This window comes from uncultured Algoriphagus sp. (genome assembly GCF_963974835.1).
Classification (GTDB): Bacteria; Bacteroidota; Bacteroidia; order Cytophagales; family Cyclobacteriaceae; genus Algoriphagus.
Genome location: NZ_CAXBET010000013.1, coordinates 1 through 19,752, shown reverse-complemented (window position 1 = coordinate 19,752; position 19,752 = coordinate 1). Strand labels below are relative to the sequence as shown.

Sequence of the window (19,752 nt, the reverse complement as noted above, 5' to 3'; positions counted from 1 at the left end):
CATGCAAAATGCCAGATCAATATCCGAACTCAACCGGCTGATCCAACAGGCCCTGGAGACGGAATTAGATCCGGTGATTTGGGTCATTGGTGAAATCGCTGATTTCAGGCAAGCCCCTCAGGGACATGCTTATTTTGAATTGGTAGAAAAGCAAGGCAATACAGTCCAAGCAAAAATCAAGGCAAACCTGTGGTCTTTTGCCTACAGAGCTGTTGCAGCTAGATTTGAATCCATTACTGGCTCTAGCATCAAAAACGGCATGAAAGTGCTAGCACAAGTTGCGGTAAACTTCCACCCTGTATATGGATTAAGTATCAACGTAAAGGATATTGACCCTTCTTTTTCTTTGGGAGAAAGAGCAAGAATTCGTCAAGAAACAATAGACCGACTTACCCAAGAGGGTTTAATACGCCTCAACGGAAGACACCTTCTGCCTGCAGTTATTCAGAAAATTGCGATTATCAGCAGTCCAACAGCTGCTGGCTATGGTGACTTTGTCAATCAACTTGAGAATAATTCCTACGGATACCAGGTCTATCACAAGCTTTTCCCCTCAGCAATGCAGGGAAATGAAGCGGTAGCATCTTTGATAAGAAGTCTGGAACAGATAGAAGCAATAAAGGAGGAATTGGAAATAGAAGCCGTGGTGATAATCCGAGGTGGTGGCGCCCAATTGGACTTGGATTGCTTTGATGATTACAGGCTTGCTTTCAAAATAGCTAACTTTTATTTGCCAGTTCTCACAGGAATCGGACATGAACGGGATGAAAGTATCGCAGATTTGGTTGCACACACCAAATTGAAAACACCAACTGCAGTGGCGGAATTTTTACTTTCAGGATTCAGGGAATTTGAAGAAAATCTTGGTTTGGCAATGCTTAGATTAGATCGGGCTACCCGTCAAAAACTTAACGAAGAACACACACGGATACAGCAAATAGCTCATCAAGTCAAGGCACTTTCAGAAAGTCGCCTTAAACTGGAATCTGAGAAAGTGAATTCCTCTATTAACAGAATTCGAATTTCCGGTAAAAACATCCTGCAGATCCAGAAAAATGTATTGGATTCTTTTGAGAAAAATATGAAACGAGGACTTGATCGTTTTTTGCAAAAGCAAAGTCAAAATCTGGATACAAAGGAAACTTTGCTTCGACAGTTGAATCCAGAGACTATTTTAGCAAGAGGCTACACCCGAACGGAAATCAATGGAAAGCCAATCAATATTGCAAAAATCCAACTTGGAGATGAATTGGAGACACAGACATCCAGAAATAAGATTAAAAGTACAATCACACAAATTGAGGAAAAATGAGCGAGCTTAACTATAATGAATCATTGATCCGTCTGGAAACCATTCTAACGGAACTTGAAGAAGGAAAAAAAAGTGTGGATGAACTTTCTGAGCTTGTAAAAGAGGCTGCCGGGCTAGTAAAAGTTTGTAGGAACAAATTAAAAACTACAGAGGAAGAAATTAAAAAAGCATTCGAAGAAGCCTGATTTTTTGTATTTACCATACTAATTTTGGCATTTCTCTGTTTTGAATATAATTCCAAACAGGGTATTGGCATATTTGTTGCCAATTTTGCATCAAGTCATTAAGTAAGTGCATTTCACCCAAATAGACTTAGCAATTATGTCAAAACCATTCAATTTCTTCTTAGGGGTTTTCCTGCTTTTTGCAAGCACGGATATGTTTGCCCAAAGCTTTTATAAAGACAGGCAATCGAGAGACATTATACTCAGCGTCGGTGTGGGGCCATCCTTTTCATATCTTGATAACGGAGGCCAATACAGATCATTAAACTTTGAAATCAAGCCTTCGGTATCTGTCGCATTGAATAAAAAGCTTACCGATATGTTTGAGATAAGAGCTACAGGTGGAGTCCAATGGATTTCCAGCGGTGGTAATCCCAGCAATGATGTAATGGATTTTTGGACTGCAAATAATTCCTCATTTACTGCCGTAGGTTCTATTTACTACTTTGATATAATGCCAAGCATTTATATCATCCCTTTTGGTCATCACATGAATAGAAGCATGTTTAATTTTTACGGAGGATTAGGGCTCGGAGTGATGCATGCAAGTACAGATCAAACCAAATCCTACAGTATAGATGAAGTTCCCCAGCGCGTTAAAAGAACAACTGGATATATACCAGTGAGAGGTGGGGTTACCTATACGCTTGGTGCAAATTCTGATATTGCATTAGAAGGAACTTTACTGGCAACTTTCACTGATACTATCGATGGGAATGCAGGATTTAACAAATTTGGAGACCACTTTATCCAGGGTCAGGTAGTGTATAGAAGATACTTTTTCTCAAAATATAAGGATTAAACATCAACTACATCCTTGCAAATATTGCGAGTAGTTTTGCTATAAATGACCTGATTAAATGAAAAACTAAGTAGTAACTTCCAAGAACTTTCTTGGTACCGAGATCAATAAATTCTGATAGATACCCGGAATTCTAATTAGAAAATAATCCTGATTTCCTTTTTCGATAACTTCCCCAGTCATATTCTGAAGTGGTCCACCTATTACCTTTACTTTTTCACCAGGATCTATTTCTGACCCGTCAGATTCTACCCCTACCCCTGTCTCTATTACTCTCTTGATGATATCCAGATCCTCTTCCCGCACGGTAGCATGCTGACCGGAAAAGTGGACAAATTTCACCGCCCCTGGTACCTGAAGACACTCCCACAATTGATTTCGCCTAGTCTTTACGAATACATATCCGTTGAACATGGCTCTCTTGACCTTCTTTTTGCGGTCAGACCATTGACGAAGCTCCTCGATCATCGGAAGATAAACTTCCCATCCCTTTTCAATCAACCGATCAGCCACTTTCTTCTCTGACCGTGAAGCAGTGTACATCACATACCACTTTAAATCTTCCATTTTGCTCGTATATTTTGGGGAGGCGAACTTACAAATTCCAAGCTGGAAAGGGAAAAATAACCTTCACTAAAAAACAAAAAACCTCCGAGACATAGCCCCGGAGGTTTTAACAAAAAAAACCACCAACCTTAATCCAATCAAGATCGAAGTTTGCTGATTCTCATGTTGAGTTTATCTGCCAACAAATACATGACTGGTACTATAACTAACGTAAGGAAGGTTGCAAAGGTTAACCCGAATATTACAGTCCAAGCCATTGGTCCCCAAAAAGCTGCGTTATCCCCTCCTACATAAAATTGAGGGTCAAAAGAACTTAGCAAACTTCCAAAATTTATATTCATACCTATTGCCAGTGGAACCAATCCAAGCACAGTAGTGATGGCTGTGAGCAATACCGGTCTCAATCTTGTCTTTCCTGATTCCACTATACTTGCGATCATCAGGTCAAATGGTAAATGATCCTTAGGCCCCATTCCCAACTCGTCTCTTTTTCTCTCACGAACAAGATTCGTATAATCTATCAATACAATTGCATTGTTCACTACCACTCCTGCCAGCGAAATAATCCCTATACCGGTCATAATCACGACGAAATCCATATTGAAAATCACAAGTCCCAAGAATACTCCAATAGTACTCAGAACTACAGAAGCCATGATAATGAATGGGGTAGTCACCGAGTTAAACTGCGCCACTATAATCAGAAAGATTAAGGAGACTGCTATACCCAATGCGCCCAATAAGAAGTCCATGGACTTTTGTTGCTCCTCCTGCTCACCTGTGTATTTTACAGAGATCCCGTCAGGCACTTCATAGTTTTGAAGAGCTGCCTGCACCTGGGAGTTCACGGCAGTTGGATTGTAGCCATCCAGCACATTCGAATAAATAGTAATCGCTTTCTCCAGATCCTTTCTCTTCACCGAACCATAAGTGGATCCGTATTTCACATCTGCCACCGCTGAGATCGGCACTTCACGCTTCTCTCCAAACTTATCCCTGAATCCAATTTTCTTATTTACAAGTGTATTGATGTCATATCTAAATCCTTCTTTCAAACGAAGTTGAATAGGATAGTCATCCTCGCCTTCTTTATACTTGGAAACTTCCAACCCAAAAAGGGCTGTGCGGAGATCCGTAGCAATCTCTGAGCTCGACAGTCCAAATCTTCTGGCCTTGTCCCTGTCGATATCCAAAATCACCTCAGGATTACCCAAAGAAAGATCCGACTTCAATTCCTCTACTCCCGCAATATTTTGATTATTAAGATATTCTCTTGTTTTATTTACAAAGGATATCAACTGATCGTAATCCTCGCCTGTAAATTCAAGATTGATAGCTTTTCCTACCGGAGGTCCATTACTTTGCTTATCCACGGTCACTAATACCCCGGGATATTTCTCGGTAAGCTCACGGACCTTTTCCATCGCACCGTTGGTATTTATACCTTGCCGGTCTATATAATCAACAAAGCCTATGGTAATTTTAGCCTTGTGTGGGGTAGGCTGGTTACTTGATCCTTCCATAGGATCTCCTGTGCCTTCACCTACCTGTGTGATGACAGACTCCAAAATACCTTTATAGTCATCAAGTGCCACCATGAGTTCATCTTCCATCCCATCCACAAATTCATTTGTAGCCTCAATGTCCGTCCCTATAGGGAATTCGATAAATACATTGACTAACTGCGGTTGGTTATCAGGAAAAAATAAGACTTCAGGAGCTCTTACGCCCAGCAGTACCACAGAAAGAATCAATAGCATAAATGTACCGACGAGGAATTTCATTGGCTTTTTGCCATTCAATGCATAGATCAATATGGACTCATACATATTCTCCAATTTGACCAAAAACACCGTCTGAAACCATCTGATAGCTCTACGCAAAAGGAAGACGTTAAAGGCGGTCAGCACACAAGCGATCAGCATTAAGGTACCTAAAGCCGTCCAGCCAACTAAGTAAAATAGAGCCGATAAAATCAGGAATATTCCTGCTACGATAATGGATTTCTGCTTAGGCTTATTTTTACTGATATCCTCCACTTTCATAAAAATGGCAGTCAATACAGGATTGATGACCAACGCCACAAAAAGCGAGGAAGAGAGCACGATAATCAAAGTGATTGGGAGGAATTTCATAAACTCTCCCACGATATCCTTCCAAAATGCTAAAGGTAGAAACGCCGCCAGTGTAGTAGCTGTGGAGGTAATAATCGGCCATGCGACTTCTCCTACCCCCTCTTTAGCTGCCTGCACCGCATCCTTCCCTTCAGACATTAATCTATAGATATTCTCCACCACCACGATTCCGTTGTCCACCAACATCCCAAGTGCTAGAATCAGTGAGAAAAGCACCATTAGGTTAAGCGTAATACCAAAAGCATTCAAAATCAGGAATGAAATAAACATCGAAAGAGGTATCGCAATACCCACGAACAATGCATTTCTAAATCCAAGGAAAAACATCAAAACCAACACCACTAGAATCACCCCGAAGATGATTGAGTTTTCCAGGTCACTTACCTGGAGCCTCGTCTGCTTTGACTGGTCATTGGTGATGGTGATCTCCAGATCAGGAGGAAAGCGATTTGCTTTAGTCTTCTGGATTATTTCCTTGATTTTATCAGCAGCATAAAGCAAATTTTCACCACTTCGTTTTACCACGTTGATCGTGACTACCGGTAGGTTTTTACTTCTTGCATAGCTAGTCCGCTCTTTATAGGTATCCTTTACTTCGGCAACATCACGGAGATATACGATTTTCTGGTTATCGGTTTTGACGATTATGTTCAGAATATCCATGGGATCCGTAAATTCCCCATCTACACGTAATGTGCGCTGAAAATCTCCTGAGCGAATATTTCCACCCGAAATGGTCACATTTTCTGTTTGTACGGCAGTAGCAATATCATTGAAACTCACCCCCACAGATTCCATTTTATAGGGATCTGCATTGATCTGAATTTCTCTTTCCACCGTTCCTGCCAGATCAGCTTTTGATATTTCGGCAAGTTTTTCGATTTCATCCTCCAGGTATTCACCGAATTTCTTCAGCTCTGCCTCAGAGTAATTACCCGAAATATTCACGTTCATAATCGGGAAATCTGAAGTATTGATTTCCACTACATTTGGATCCTGATCCAGATCAGAAGGCAACTCACTCTTTGACTTATCCACTGCATCCTTCACATCCTGAATCGCTTTGGAAATCTCTACTCCAGGATTAAACTCAATTACTATAGAGGAAAAATCCTGCACTGAGGTAGAAGTGATATCCTTGATGTCATTCAGCGACTTCAGCTCCTTTTCGATAGGTCTGGTGATGAGGTTCTCCATATCCACCGGCGAGTTACCAGGGTATGGTGTTCCTACATATACCGTAGGGATTACGATTTCAGGAAAGCTCTCCTTGGGCATATTGCGATAAGCACTTAAGCCTAAAAAAGTAATGATCAGTGTCAGAATCACAACGGAGGTAGAATTATCCACAGACATGCTGGATAACCCAAACTCACGCGTTTTTATAGGTTTTTGATTTTCCGCCATCTTATTACAGCTGAGCTATGTTCACACTAAAATTATCTCCCACTTCACGGAATCCCTTGTCCACAAGAACTTCATCGCCTTGTAGGCCTTCCAGGATCTCTGTCTCCTTATCAAAGGTCTTCCCTCTTTCTACATATTTCTTCTTCGCCGTGCCATCTTCCACTACAAAAAGGTAATCCCCCCTATTATCACTTAGAATCAAGTATCCCGGTACAATCACAGCCTCATTGTTTTCGTAATCCTGAATTTTCAGGACAGAAATCATATTAGGCTTCACCATTTGCATTCTCGGCAGATACACTTCCACCTTGAAAGTCCTGTTATTAGGATTGATGATCGCGCCTACAGCCGATACTTTTGTTTGGATTTCCTCATTGATTGATGGAAAACTGACATCAACTGAATCTCCCTTTGTAAGCACACCCACATAAGACTCAGAAATATCTGCTTCAATGAACAAATCACTCTCTCCTACAAACTGAAACATTGCTGCACCAGGCTGCACCAGTTCCCCCAATCTTACCTGAACGGTTTCTATTGTTCCTGAAAAAGGCGCTCGGATTACCCCTTTGGCAAGTTCCGTTCTGGCGCTGGCCAAACTTCTCTCCAAGCCTTCTTTTCGGTTCTTCGCCTCCAGGAATTGCACTTCTGTACCTATCTTCTGGTTCCAAAGTCTCTCCTGCTTTTCAAACAACGTGTTGGCAAGATCCATGGTGTTCTCCAGCTCTTCGATAGATCGCTGAATGGATTCAGTGTCTATTCGTGCCAGCACCTGACCCTTTTCCACTCTCATGCCTTCGATAGCAGGTATTTCTAGGATCCTACCGGAAGTTTCAGCACTGATGCTTACATTTTTCTTAGAAAGCACAGACCCTGTCACCTCCACATAATGCTCAAACCTTCCTTTTTTAGCTTTTGCTGTGGTGATGAGGATCGATTTATGATTTTGCTTCGCAAATTCGGGGTCAAGGTTGATCAGTTCAGCCTCCAGTTCCTTTATCTGATTATTTATTTCGTTGGATTCGGTTTTTAGCTTTTCCAATTCAGCTTTTTTAGCCTCCACCCCTTCTTCCGTAGCACAGGCAAAAGCGGCAAAGGTCAGTGCGAATAGTGGTAAAAATTTATAGGTTGCTTTCATATGAATATTATTTTTCTTTTAGAGGCATCCCGAATTTATCGGGTGGAATTTTGCATTGTCCAATCAACTTGATGTAATGTTCTGACGCTGCTCGATTTTTATGATGTTTGATATTGTGGTTCCTTAATAAATCCCGTTCTGGGAGCCGAATTTTGGGTTAATCAATTATTTGTTCCTTTAAAATCCCTAAGGCTTTTTCCAAGTCTACTTTGGAAATCAAGCCATCATATAGTGCACCTAGGTAATTGATTTCTGATTCTATCAAAGCGGCATCAGCCTCCACCACCTCCAAATTGGAGCCCACACCTTCGTTATATTTGATTTTGGAGATATCATAAACTTCCTGAGCCAACGTCATGCTTTCCCGCTGTACCGCAAGAACTTCAAGATCGTTAGCCAGGTTCTGCTTGGCCTGATAGATCTCCAATTGTATATTTTGCCCTAAGTAGAACCTTTGATTTTCCAACTGCTGCAGTTGAATTCTATTGCGTTGAATTCTAGCACTTTTTGAGAGTCCGTCGAAAATCGGAATATTCAAAGACACCCCTATCATTGAAGAACTAAACCAATTTATAGGTTTAAATAGCGTATTAAATGAATCACCTGCCCCTGATCTGGTGAAGTTCGCACTCAGGTCAAGTGTGGGAATATATTGTGAGGTATTGTACTTCAGGTCCAGTTGAGTCAACTCAAGGTTTGTTTCCAGCTGATCCATTTCCACCCGATGAGAACCTTCCATCATCTGAAGTGCTGCCAGATCCTCTTCGGGATTCAGTTCAGCTAAGGTCTCGGTAATGACGATATCGTAATTCTTCGGAAGCCCGAGTTGAATTTTCAGCAACTGCTTAGAAATATCATAGGCTGTCACGCTTCTCTTCAATTGTGAAAATGTATTGTTTCGCTGAACCTGGATTCTAGACACTTCTATTTTCTCTGAAAATCCAGCCTCATTCATAGCTTTGGTCTCTTCCAATAAGGAATCAATTCTGGTGAGATTTGCCTGCGAAAGCTTAATACGCTCCGCGTTAACTAAAACTCCGAAATAAGCTTTCTTTACGTTTTCGATTACGTCGTTTTCCGCCTTGGTTTTGTCGTATTCAGTCAAGGCTTTGTACGTCTTAGCGGCACGAAGACCCACAAAGAAGGAACCATCAAAGATCATCTGGGTCAAATTCACCCCGGCATTAGCAGAGTAGTTAACACCAAATCTTGCTGGGATTACATCAGAAGGATTGCTAGGATCACCAAACGGTGGTTCATTGGGCAAAAACACCACTTGTACCAATGGATTGTAATTTATCCCAACAGTTCCATTAATCTGAGGCAGACCAGCTGCACCCTCTTCCTTGATAGTAGTCTGCGAAATCATCACTTCTAACCTAGCATTCTTCGCATCCACATTATTTTCCAAGGCGTACTCCAACGTCTCCTTGAGATTGAGCTGCAGGACCTCCACCGGAGCCACCTCTTGGGCATATATCTCAGTCCTGATCAAGATCAAGGCTAAAATTGCAGCAAAATAAATCTTCATTTTAAACATCATTATATTCTAAAAAAGGATCCTGTATTTTAATAGTTAAGTAATTAGAAAATTTCCCCTTGTGGATTAATTTGAATTATGCTTTTGCAGATAAGATTGTCTGCCTTTTTCGGTAAAGATTCCGTGTAGAAAATGATCCAGCACAGACACCTGCAATTCCATCAGGTTAAAATCAGAATTCCTGAAATTCACCAAATCAAAGCCGGCACTTATCTGATCCACTCTCATCTTGGCTAGTATCGGTGAATTTATTTCGGGACGAAAGTAACCCAGTTCCTTGCCTCTTTCAAGTACATTGACAAGATCTGTCTCAATAACTTCTGCTCTATACCTTTCAAACAACTCCCAGGTATCCGGGAAATAGCGTTGAATCTCCATAATTACCAAAGGATTCATCTTTCCCATTCTTTCCCTGACCATTTTGGATGTGTACACTAAGTGCTCTATGACTCCATCTCCGGTATCCAGAAAAGATTGTAGACTTTGGCAATCCTGCTCCAACACGGTGGAAAAAGCAACTTTTACCAGCTCTTTTTTATCTTTAAACTCCTGGTAAATAGTTTTTTTCGAAATCCCGGCAAGCCTGGCAATATCCTCCATGGTCACTATTCTCACACCGTAACTGCTAAATTGCTCTATAGCTACCTCCAAGATCTTTTGTTTCATATCATCTCCACTCCTAGATTATTAATTAAGGGTGTAATATTACGGAAACTTTCAAAACTCACAAAGTTTCCTGTGTATCATTTCCGAACAATATTTGGCGTTAACAAAAAAATAATATAGAAAAATGTGCGAAAATGAACATATAGCTTAAATTTTGGAATTATCAGTGGGGAAGATTTAGAAGAAAGGCATTAGACTTGAGATATTAGATATAAGACATTAGACACAAGATTTGAGATCAAATCACCAGTAATCAAGAATAATTATCGGCGTTATGTGAGAAGTAAATTATGACCACAGAAGCAATCTCCTGTCAGACTGAGCGTAGTCGAAGTCCAGTCAAACAATTTTGAGCACTGACAAACTGCCACTGTGCACTGCCATTGACCCACAGTAATGAAGTCTCCTGACTTCTATTTCAAATACAACCCATAGTGGTCTGAAGACTGCATCATTTCAGGCACAACTCATGAGACTTGCGCCCCGCTATTGAATCAGAATTACATCAATCAACTTTTCTGGTAAACCTGCATAGCTCGATGCACTGCTATAAACATAATCCTCTGCTGAATACACCAATCCAGAAACTACTGGGTTCAGGTGTATGTAATTGAGACATCTACTTATCCTTTCATTTGTATTTAGCTCAATCGGATGATTATGTTGTTGCCATAATTGAAAATTCATATTGTTTGAGTTTTTTGCTCCCGCTTTCCTAAAATGATCAAGCAAAAACTCTTTCCTACTTTCATCTTGGCTGGCCTTAATAGAATTAAGAATTTCTGTCGCAGTAAACTTTTTGAAGTCACGTATAATAGCCTCGATGGTTGGTTCACTGCTTCTTCCAATGATCAAATGAATATGGCTTGGCATGATGCAATATGCACACAAGTCCAAGCCTTTATTGTTTTGGCAGTATTTTAAAGAATCTATCAGAATATCTCTATAGATTTTTCTAGTAAAGAGATCTATCCATTCTACTACAGTAAAAGTGACAAAATATAGTTTCTCTTGATCTCTGATTTTGTATTTTCTGCTCATCTAAAAAATCATATGGCTACTACTAGTAAGTTACTTAAAAGTGAAATATATATTTTAAGAATTAGTTAATAAAATCGGGCTGAGTCTGGTTCAAGTCTATTGACTTGGACCACCATAATGAAGTCTCCTGACTTCTATGTTAATTTTAAACCATAGCAGTCTGAAGACTGCATTATTACAGGCACAAGCCTGCCTGCTGCAGGCAGGTCTGAAGACTTGCGCCAATCAAGACGTGCGCCAGTCAAGTACTACCACTGTGCACTGCGACTGAACAGTATATTTTTCAATCTTTCAATTTTCAAATTTTTCAATCTACCCCCCAAATGCTTACCTTTGCAACTTACCAGCCAAAGGACATGATTTTCTTCTTTGAATCCCCTCTAAAAACCGTTTACGCTGTACAATCCCCACAACCTTTCGCACCCGAAGACCTAGAAAAGCTGACTTGGCTTTTCGGTGGAGCTACAGCCATCAACACACCATCACTTTCCGGAAAATACTCAGGACCCCGCAAGGAAATGATCACTCCATGGTCAACCAACGCTGTGGAAATCTCTGCAAACATGGGAATTCTAGGAGTTGTCCGAATCGAGGAGTTCTTCCCACTAAACGAAGGTGACACCATCGACCCTATGCTTCAGAAGGCATACGATGGACTTGATCAGGAGATTTTTGATATTCACTTGCAGCCAGCAGCTATCGTAGAGATTAGTGATATCGCTGCATATAATAAAGAGCATGGCTTGGCACTTAGCCAGGAAGAAGTAGATTATTTGGGCAATGTTTCCAAGCAATTGGAGCGTCCACTGACGGATTCTGAGGTTTTCGGATTTTCCCAAGTAAACTCCGAACATTGCCGTCACAAGATTTTCAACGGTACATTTATTATAGATGGAGTAGAAAAACTACAGACGCTTTTCCAACTCATCAAAGAAACTTCCAAAGCGCACCCTAACCGTATCGCTTCAGCTTACAAAGACAACGTTGCCTTTGTAGCTGGACCAAAAGCACAGCAATTCGCACCGAAAACAGCGCATCAAGCGGACTTCTTCGAAACCCGAGACATCGATACGGTTATTTCCCTGAAAGCTGAAACACACAACTTCCCAACTACCGTGGAGCCTTTCAACGGCGCGGCAACCGGAGCTGGTGGAGAAATCAGAGACCGTATGGCTGGCGGAACTGCCTCTATTCCTTTGGCAGGAACGGCTGTATATATGACTTCATATCCTCGTTCCGAGAAAGGAAGATCTTGGGAAAGCAAGTTGGAAGAACGTCCTTGGCTGTACCAAACGCCTATGGATATCCTGATCAAAGCTTCCAACGGAGCTTCGGATTTCGGAAACAAATTTGGTCAACCGCTGATTTCCGGATCCCTTTTGACTTTCGAGCATGAGGAGGACGGCAAGCACCACGGTTTTGATAAGGTAATCATGCTAGCTGGTGGCGTGGGCTTCACCAATGCCAAATACACTAAAAAAGACGCACCAAAAGCTGGTGATCAGATTGTGATCATGGGCGGCGACAATTATAGAATCGGAATGGGCGGCTCGGCTGTTTCTTCCCTTAACACCGGAGAACTTTCCAATGCAATCGAGCTAAACGCAATTCAGCGATCCAACCCTGAGATGCAAAAGCGTGTTTCCAATGTGATCCGCGCCATGGCTGAGAGCGAAGACAACCCAATCATTTCCATCCACGATCACGGAGCTGGCGGACATTTGAACTGCCTTTCTGAATTGGTGGAAGATGCCGGAGGAACAATCCACATCGACCAACTTCCTGTGGGTGACCCTACCCTTTCCGCTAAGGAAATCATCGGAAACGAATCCCAGGAACGTATGGGATTAGTGATTGGCAAAAAAGACGTAGATACATTACATCAGATCTCTGACCGTGAGCGTGCGCCATTCTATGTGGTAGGCGAGACGACCGGAGATATGCATTTCAAATTTGAAAATAGCAAAACTGGCGAGAAGCCGGTGGACTGGAACCTGAGCTACATGTTCGGGTCTTCTCCTAAAACCATTTTGGAAGACGATACGACCAACGCTTCTTTTGCGGAAGCAAACTATGAAGCTGACCTGATCCAAGCATACATCCGCGATGTATTGCAACTGGAAGCAGTGGCTTGTAAGGATTGGTTGACCAATAAAGTTGATAGATCCGTGACAGGTCGTGTGGCTACACAGCAGACCGTCGGTGAGATCCAACTTCCGCTGAATGATGTGGCTGTAATGGCGCTTGACTTCACCGGAAATAAAGGCATCGCAACTTCCATTGGTCATGCGCCAGTGGCTGCTTTGGCAGACCCTGAAGCAGGTAGCCGATTGGCGATCGCTGAGGCGATGACCAACTTGATTTTTGCACATATTCAGGACGGCTTGCAGGGAATTTCCCTTTCTGCCAACTGGATGTGGCCATCCAAAAACAAAGGCGAAAACGACAGATTGTATAGAGCAGTTGAGGCCGTTTCCAAGTTTGCCATTGATCTGGGTGTGAATATTCCTACCGGAAAGGATTCCCTTTCCATGACTCAGAAATATCCTGACGGAAAAACTGTTTACTCTCCTGGAACGGTGATTATCTCCACAGTAGGTGAATGTAGCAACGTTCAGAAAACAGTGAAAACTGCCCTGAAACCTATCAAAGGAAGTAGAATCCTTTACATAGATTTCTCCAAGGACGACTTCAAACTGGCTGGTTCCAGCTTCTATCAGGCCTTGAACAAGGTTGGAACAGAAACGCCAGACATCAAAGACCCTAGATATCTTGCGAAAGCATTTACAGCTGTACAAGATCTGATCGATCAGACTTGGATTCTTGCAGGACACGACATCTCTTCCGGTGGCTTGGTAACAGCCCTTTTAGAAATGTGTTTCCCGGTGCAGAATATAGGTTTGAAAGTAAAACTGGATCGCCTTCATGAGGCGGACACGGTGAAAGCATTATTTGCCGAGAATCCGGGAATCCTGATTCAGGTAGCAGATGACCATGCGGTGGAAACTCTTTTGGTAGAAGCTGATATTGATTATGTGGAACTGGCGAAAGTGACTGATTCCGGAAATATCGAGTTTGCGGGAAAAGACCTGACCCTGGATATCGCTGATCTTCGCGATGTATGGTTCAGATCTTCTTACTTATTGGACAGAAAGCAAAGCGGAGAGAAACTTGCGAAGGACCGCTTTGAAAATTATAAAAATCAGCCATTGTCATTTGAGTTTGCAGAAGGCTGGAAAGGCAGCTTCGAAGCTGCTGGGCTTGATCCTTTCCGCACAACAAAAGGCAAGGCTAAAGCAGCAATCATCCGTGAGAAAGGTGTGAACGGCGATCGTGAGATGGCTTACTCACTTTGGTTGGCAGGATTCGAAGTAAAGGACATTCACATGACCGATCTGATTGCAGGCCGTGAAAACCTGGAAGATGTACAGATGATCGTCTTCGTGGGTGGATTCTCTAACTCCGATGTACTGGGATCGGCCAAAGGCTGGGCAGGTGCCTTCCTATACAATCCTAAGGCTAAGCAAGCACTGGACAACTTCTATGCAAGACCTGACACCTTGAGTTTGGGTGTATGTAACGGTTGCCAACTGATGGTAGAGTTGGGCTTGGTTACTTCTGATCATACTGACAAACCAAAGATGCTTCACAATGCATCCCATAAGTTTGAATCTACCTTCGTGAACGTAACCATCCCAGAAAACGAATCAGTGATGCTAGGTTCACTAAGCGGACAGAGACTAGGCGTATGGGTAGCACACGGAGAAGGCAAGTTCTCACTTCCTCAAGCAGAAAGCGACTACAACTTCGCTATGAAATACAGCTACGAGGCCTACCCAGGCAATCCAAACGGTTCCGATCACGCTACTGCAGGTATCGCTTCCGCAGACGGTCGTCACTTAGCCATTATGCCGCATATCGAGCGAAGCCTGAAGCCTTGGAACTGGGCGCATTATCCTGCTGATAGAAATGATGACTTTACGCCATGGATGGAGGCTTTTGTGAATGCGAGAGTATGGATTGAAGATCATAACTCTTAAACTTCGACATTCTTCATTAGGAATTAGAGATTGGAGAATAGAGATTGTGTAATTACAAGCGCTTCGGTTCTTCTTCAATATTCATAATTTCAAATACTAAAAAATCCCTTAGAGCAATCTGAGGGATTTTTTTTAAGATTTTTGATTCTCTTAATATTCATATAGAGAATAATTGTATTTATTCAGCTTTTTAATTACTATTAATAACATTTTTAAATTTATATCATAATGGACAATTTTTTAAGCAGCCAAGTTATAAACTTGTGGAAGAAAGAATATTCTTCTCGTTTGAGCATAAATACAAAGTTTAGTGCTTCTCATCAATTCCATCAAGTTGTAGCCATGTGCTCTCCGGGGAACTCCTTTTATTACATTCTAAACTTTTCAAATCTCAGCTTTGAATACATCCATCCCAATGTAGAACAGGTAACTGGTATAAAACCTGAGGAAGCTACTATCGAAAAATTGTTAATAAATTCTCCGTCTAAAGAACTTGAGTTAATCGAAATAAAGGAAAAAATAATCATTGACTTTATGTATAGTTTCCTAAGGCAAGAAGATTACTTATTCTATAAAATAATATATGCATATAAGTGCAAATCTAAGAATGGAAGTAATCAAACTATGTTACTCCAATCAACCGTAATATCACAGACAGATGATGGGAAAATTGCGCATGTTTTTGGAGTGCATACAGACATTACACATTTAGGTAATGTAACTACAGACTGGGTTTCATTCATTAGTCTAAATGGTAAACAATCATACCTTAATATCAAGGCGGAACATGGAAGTTTTAACGCCAAATTGGCTAATCTTGAAAAGAAATCAATCACAGCCGATCTCACCAAACGTGAGAAAGAAATCATCACACTGATGAGTCAAGGACTTAGCGCTAAATCCATTTCTGAGAAACTTTTTATCTCTTTCAACACTACCCGAACTCATCGAAAAAACATCCTTTGCAAAACAAATTGCTCTAATACCGCTGAATTGATATCAAAGTGTTTAGCTGAAGGGATTATTTAGAAAAAAATACGCCTTTTGTAGGATTTTAAATAGGCTAAAAAATACGCAACTTCGAAAATAAATAGTGATAATCATGAATATGGATTTGACAGGATTTTAAATAAGAACAAACAGCAGACATGAGAAACTAAAGCCTATACCTAACAATTAATTTCTTAAAATGTCCATCTTTTCGAGAATTCAAGCTTTAAACGAAGAAACATAGTAAAAAACCTGTGTTGGCTTTCCTCCTTAAGCGTAACTATCTGAATAATTTGAAATCCATGAAAATGGCAATTAAATTATATAACAAATTTTCAACATCATGAGCAAAGGCAAATATTTTTATAGCAATTCACCATGTTAGATGACAAATTACCCTATATATTATTTCTAGCTATATGCCATATAGTTACGCTTATAATTTTCCTAATTTTGTTCATTATTTTAGCTAACCGCATTTTAAGAAAAAAAAGTAACAACCGGGCAGAAAAAATTTTAGCTATCGCCCTAACTTCGTTTTTTTTCAACAGCACATTACAAAGCGCCATTATTTCTCCAATCACGACATTGGTTTCAAACCTACAAAAACTATTTTTTGCTACATACAATTATGAAAATATTGATACAAATAACCTGAGTTCAAGTGAAATAGATAATGTTTTGTACAAATATCAATTAAATGAAAACACTATATCAATAGATCAAATGTTGACTTACTATCCACTTTCAAGGCTAATCTCAGCAATTTCGCTTTCAATTTTAATATATTTTTTAATTCTCTACGTAAAAAAAAACATACCCACCGAAATCAATCAAGAAGCCACACCTTTTGCGAAAAAAAGTGCAATTATTCTTAATTCAATTATTACATGTACATTAATACTAAGCCTATTTTTAGTAATAAGCGTTTGCATAACCATACCATATCTAAATGAGATAAGCAAACCAACAGCCTTTACTATCGCCCGTTTGGAAGCAACGCTTAACGATAATTCCAGCAAAGATTCCTTAAAACTAATAGAAACTATTGTAAATCCATTTCCTGAACAACCTCTTGAAAAACTAATTTTATCTGACTCTCTTAAAGTTATATATGAAAAACTCAATAGTCAACAAAAAGAATTAATAACTCAGAAAATTAATAGTTTTGAAAAAAATTACAAATTATACAACTCAGAACGATCCCTAGTTATTAAATCTCTTACTGATTTCAAAAACAACTTTACATCAAATGAAAATAGTTACAAAAAGAATATTCTTGTCAACTTCGAAAATGAAACCCAGTCAATTATGGTAGATAAAGGAGATCTATTTCAGTCGTCAGTGGAGAATTTTTCCTATTTCGTTCAAAGACAGAAAGAAAGTTTCGAAAACACACTTCAAATGCTGAATTATTCTGATAATTTCAATTATGAAACGACTCAAAATGCTATAGACCAAATTAAAAATGAAATTAAAGTTACTGGAAACTCTAGATTAGATAGTTCATATATCTTACAAAATTATTACAATCCACATCTATCCTCTTATCAAAGTAATTTAGCCAAACCTGATTTATACCTCTATTTGTCAGCCGATGTAAGAGATGGGTCGGAATGGGGCTTCTTTGGATTCTTAGCTAATCCTTTAATTAGAACCCAATCTTCTGAATTAGTATTACTAATGGGAATGTTTGGGTTCGGTCTTTTAGGAGCTTCCCTACTTTCCTTTCAGCAACTAAGCAACAATGGTGATTTTGTTGAAACTTTTAAAACTAAACCGCTAATAATTAATTTCGGAAATGTACTTGCAAGGGGGGTTGGAGCAGCACTTGTTATATATTTAGCCACAAAGGGAGGGCTATCTATTTTTTCTGCCAGTTCAACAACTGATGCAAATGGATACATCTTGTTATTAACCTGTTTCGTAGGAGCGGTTTTTAGTGAAAAAGTATGGATCAAAATCCAAAAAAGCATTATTCCAGATGAGGTAAAGAATCCTATTCCTCCCATTCCTCCTGCTCCTGCTCCCCCCCTGAAATAAGTGCAAACAACGGTTTAATCTATAGATTATAAAGAAAATAAAAAAGTAGAGATATCAAATTTATTTTAAACATACTTCAAATGAATTTTAAATTAGCTATACTATACGATATTTAAATTTGTACTTTAACCTTGATTTTTCATTGTCTAACTAAACTTAGTTAAATAATATTTAATTGACTAAAAATAATTTAAATAATTTTACAAACTATATTAATTCTTCAGATGTCAAACACATATAACATCGGTCTAACTACCGGACAAATCCATTTAGCTGTGGACATTACCACAGTAGGACTCGCTGCCACTAGGGCCAGTGTTTTAATAGTCAACAATAATAGCCCGGGAGTTCCAGTAGCACACTCTGTGGATGCAACAGGAGATATAAATGGAAAGCCAATTGGTGGAGGGGTTTCTCTTAAAGGAAAACGTCTAACAATTTTTACAATGGTAACGCTGACCGGCGATGATCCAAATGTGCGTGCTATCGAGGCTCAAGCTGTTCGTGGCCAATATGAACTCTCAGGCGGAGATGAGGATATAAAATCTTTTAATAATCCGGTGAAGTCTTTTCAAGATCCTAACGTATTTGTCATTTCAGTAATTGATCTGCTATGAGAAAATATCTAATTTTCATAGTATTATCAGTAGGTTACAGTAACGCTATAGCCCAAACTTCAGAGAAGACCGCAAGTACAAGCAAAGACCTTGCTGTTCCATTTTCTCCTGCATTTTCCATTACTGACATCACCCCTTCATTGGTACAAAACCCAACTACACCAAAAGCTTTTACGTTGGGAGTTGCCCAATCCGCAACTGCAGGATCATCTTATTTTCCTGACAATTATTCTGCACAATTTGCGCCTATCTGGTGGATTGATCCAAGTGGGATAAGTATTTATTCATATTTGGGTCTTGACCTTCCAAAAGATGGAGAAAAGCTAGGTGACAACACCCAACATAATATATTTTCAGGCTTGAAATTTAGTACAATGTCTATTGGGTTTGTGAACAAAGACCTTATTCCAGATAATTTAGATGAAACACAAAATATTTTTTCTATTGGCGTTCACTCAACATTCATTAAATTTTTTAAGAAAGAGCACATTGCGAAACTCCAAAAGGAAATTAACCAATGGCATATAAATGCGCTTACGGATTTAGAAAGAAATCAAGCTCTTATTGATGCAATCACAAGAATTCCTTTAGATGATTCTCTTCGTAATGAAAAAATAGATGATTTAACCAAACAATTCACACAAACTAACTCACTCGGAAATCTTAAAAATATAAATAAGCTTATTTCAGAAAAACCTATTTTCACATGGGATTTATCTGCTGCGATAGCGGGATATGGTGTAAGTAGCGATGAAATAAAAACTGGAAGAATGGGTGTTTGGACTGGTTTGGCTACCAATTTAAAACTGAAAGAAAATACACAAAACTACTTTTCAATAAATGTTTTAGGGCGCTACTTGTATGACCAATTTCAGGCCAATGATGAGGGAATCATCGGAAGCGCAGATAATATAGATGTAGGTGGAAACTTAGGCTTTGAATTTGATCGACTTAACATTTCTGTTGAGTCATTATACCGTTTTACTAATGGAGTAGCAAATTCAAGCAACAGGACAATTGGTTTGATTAGCGTTAAGCTTACAGACAATCTGTTTATCAATGGTACTTTTGGCAAGGATTTTTCTGGACCAAATAAGCTTATTTCCACATTCGGAATTAATTGGGGCTTTGGTAATGAAAAAATTAAACTGCCATAAATCCCATATAAAAAGATGCATAATAATAATAATAATAATAATAATAATAATAATAATAATAATAATAATAATA

Annotated in this window: 14 protein-coding genes; 8 read left to right on the top strand and 6 right to left on the bottom strand. The window is 39.7% G+C overall.

Annotated features, from left to right (window positions below):
* Position 1 precedes the first annotated feature (1 nt).
* The 3 genes from xseA to AACZ73_RS19030 all read left to right on the top strand — a co-directional run bounded on the left by xseA (position 2) and on the right by AACZ73_RS19030 (position 2,338).
* Complete coding sequence (xseA, locus tag AACZ73_RS19040; protein WP_339880341.1) at positions 2–1,312, top strand: exodeoxyribonuclease VII large subunit; 1,311 nt, start codon at positions 2–4, stop codon at positions 1,310–1,312.
* Positions 1,309–1,497, top strand: a complete 189-nt coding sequence (xseB, locus tag AACZ73_RS19035) for an exodeoxyribonuclease VII small subunit (protein ID WP_339880339.1) — start codon at positions 1,309–1,311, stop codon at positions 1,495–1,497. The genes xseA and xseB overlap by 4 nt, the downstream gene beginning before the upstream one ends.
* Positions 1,498–1,633: 136 nt before the next feature.
* A complete protein-coding gene (locus tag AACZ73_RS19030; RefSeq protein ID WP_339880337.1) occupies positions 1,634–2,338 on the top strand; it encodes a hypothetical protein in 705 nt (234 codons plus the stop codon).
* Between the two features lie 66 nt (positions 2,339–2,404).
* Here AACZ73_RS19030 and AACZ73_RS19025 read toward each other — a convergent pair whose 3' ends face one another.
* From AACZ73_RS19025 to AACZ73_RS19000, 6 genes are all read right to left on the bottom strand, one after another.
* Positions 2,405–2,905 (bottom strand): UpxY family transcription antiterminator, encoded by a 501-nt coding sequence (locus AACZ73_RS19025; RefSeq protein ID WP_339880335.1) that lies wholly within the window; start codon positions 2,903–2,905, stop codon positions 2,405–2,407.
* Positions 2,906–3,042: 137 nt separating this feature from the next.
* Positions 3,043–6,447: an efflux RND transporter permease subunit gene (locus tag AACZ73_RS19020; protein WP_339880334.1), complete on the bottom strand. Its 3,405-nt coding sequence runs from the start codon at positions 6,445–6,447 to the stop codon at positions 3,043–3,045.
* Between the two features lie 4 nt (positions 6,448–6,451).
* Positions 6,452–7,585 (bottom strand): efflux RND transporter periplasmic adaptor subunit, encoded by a 1,134-nt coding sequence (locus tag AACZ73_RS19015; protein WP_339880333.1) that lies wholly within the window; start codon positions 7,583–7,585, stop codon positions 6,452–6,454.
* 157 nt (positions 7,586–7,742) lie between these two features.
* The gene (locus AACZ73_RS19010) at positions 7,743–9,116 is read right to left on the bottom strand and encodes a TolC family protein (RefSeq protein ID WP_339880332.1); all 1,374 of its coding nucleotides are present in this window, start codon (positions 9,114–9,116) and stop codon (positions 7,743–7,745) included.
* A 75-nt stretch (positions 9,117–9,191) separates the two neighbouring features.
* The gene (locus AACZ73_RS19005) at positions 9,192–9,791 is read right to left on the bottom strand and encodes a TetR/AcrR family transcriptional regulator (protein ID WP_339880330.1); all 600 of its coding nucleotides are present in this window, start codon (positions 9,789–9,791) and stop codon (positions 9,192–9,194) included.
* A gap of 486 nt (positions 9,792–10,277) precedes the next feature.
* Positions 10,278–10,832, bottom strand: a complete 555-nt coding sequence (locus tag AACZ73_RS19000) for a transposase (RefSeq protein ID WP_339880328.1) — start codon at positions 10,830–10,832, stop codon at positions 10,278–10,280.
* A 356-nt stretch (positions 10,833–11,188) separates the two neighbouring features.
* Between AACZ73_RS19000 and purL the strand changes: the two genes are divergently transcribed.
* The 5 genes from purL (at position 11,189) to AACZ73_RS18975 (ending at position 19,679) form a co-directional block, all read left to right on the top strand.
* The gene (gene purL, locus AACZ73_RS18995) at positions 11,189–14,872 is read left to right on the top strand and encodes a phosphoribosylformylglycinamidine synthase (RefSeq protein WP_339880464.1); all 3,684 of its coding nucleotides are present in this window, start codon (positions 11,189–11,191) and stop codon (positions 14,870–14,872) included.
* 228 nt (positions 14,873–15,100) lie between these two features.
* Positions 15,101–15,901, top strand: a complete 801-nt coding sequence (locus AACZ73_RS18990; RefSeq protein ID WP_339880326.1) for a LuxR C-terminal-related transcriptional regulator — start codon at positions 15,101–15,103, stop codon at positions 15,899–15,901.
* A gap of 339 nt (positions 15,902–16,240) precedes the next feature.
* The gene (locus AACZ73_RS18985) at positions 16,241–17,905 is read left to right on the top strand and encodes a hypothetical protein (protein ID WP_339880324.1); all 1,665 of its coding nucleotides are present in this window, start codon (positions 16,241–16,243) and stop codon (positions 17,903–17,905) included.
* Between the two features lie 224 nt (positions 17,906–18,129).
* The gene (locus AACZ73_RS18980; RefSeq protein ID WP_339880322.1) at positions 18,130–18,522 is read left to right on the top strand and encodes a hypothetical protein; all 393 of its coding nucleotides are present in this window, start codon (positions 18,130–18,132) and stop codon (positions 18,520–18,522) included.
* A complete protein-coding gene (locus tag AACZ73_RS18975; RefSeq protein WP_339880320.1) occupies positions 18,519–19,679 on the top strand; it encodes a hypothetical protein in 1,161 nt (386 codons plus the stop codon). Before AACZ73_RS18980 ends, AACZ73_RS18975 begins: the two co-directional genes overlap by 4 nt.
* Positions 19,680–19,752: the final 73 nt, after the last annotated feature.

What these genes read in the sequence shown, in the direction of transcription:
- xseA (WP_339880341.1), top strand. Translation starts at nt 2, where the DNA reads ATGCAAAATGCCAGATCAATATCCGAACTCAACCGGCTGATCCAACAG.
- xseB (WP_339880339.1), top strand. Translation starts at nt 1,309, where the DNA reads ATGAGCGAGCTTAACTATAATGAATCATTGATCCGTCTGGAAACCATT.
- AACZ73_RS19030 (WP_339880337.1), top strand. Translation starts at nt 1,634, where the DNA reads ATGTCAAAACCATTCAATTTCTTCTTAGGGGTTTTCCTGCTTTTTGCA.
- AACZ73_RS19025 (WP_339880335.1), bottom strand. Translation starts at nt 2,905, where the DNA reads ATGGAAGATTTAAAGTGGTATGTGATGTACACTGCTTCACGGTCAGAG.
- AACZ73_RS19020 (WP_339880334.1), bottom strand. Translation starts at nt 6,447, where the DNA reads ATGGCGGAAAATCAAAAACCTATAAAAACGCGTGAGTTTGGGTTATCC.
- AACZ73_RS19015 (WP_339880333.1), bottom strand. Translation starts at nt 7,585, where the DNA reads ATGAAAGCAACCTATAAATTTTTACCACTATTCGCACTGACCTTTGCC.
- AACZ73_RS19010 (WP_339880332.1), bottom strand. Translation starts at nt 9,116, where the DNA reads ATGAAGATTTATTTTGCTGCAATTTTAGCCTTGATCTTGATCAGGACT.
- AACZ73_RS19005 (WP_339880330.1), bottom strand. Translation starts at nt 9,791, where the DNA reads ATGAAACAAAAGATCTTGGAGGTAGCTATAGAGCAATTTAGCAGTTAC.
- AACZ73_RS19000 (WP_339880328.1), bottom strand. Translation starts at nt 10,832, where the DNA reads ATGAGCAGAAAATACAAAATCAGAGATCAAGAGAAACTATATTTTGTC.
- purL (WP_339880464.1), top strand. Translation starts at nt 11,189, where the DNA reads ATGATTTTCTTCTTTGAATCCCCTCTAAAAACCGTTTACGCTGTACAA.
- AACZ73_RS18990 (WP_339880326.1), top strand. Translation starts at nt 15,101, where the DNA reads ATGGACAATTTTTTAAGCAGCCAAGTTATAAACTTGTGGAAGAAAGAA.
- AACZ73_RS18985 (WP_339880324.1), top strand. Translation starts at nt 16,241, where the DNA reads ATGTTAGATGACAAATTACCCTATATATTATTTCTAGCTATATGCCAT.
- AACZ73_RS18980 (WP_339880322.1), top strand. Translation starts at nt 18,130, where the DNA reads ATGTCAAACACATATAACATCGGTCTAACTACCGGACAAATCCATTTA.
- AACZ73_RS18975 (WP_339880320.1), top strand. Translation starts at nt 18,519, where the DNA reads ATGAGAAAATATCTAATTTTCATAGTATTATCAGTAGGTTACAGTAAC.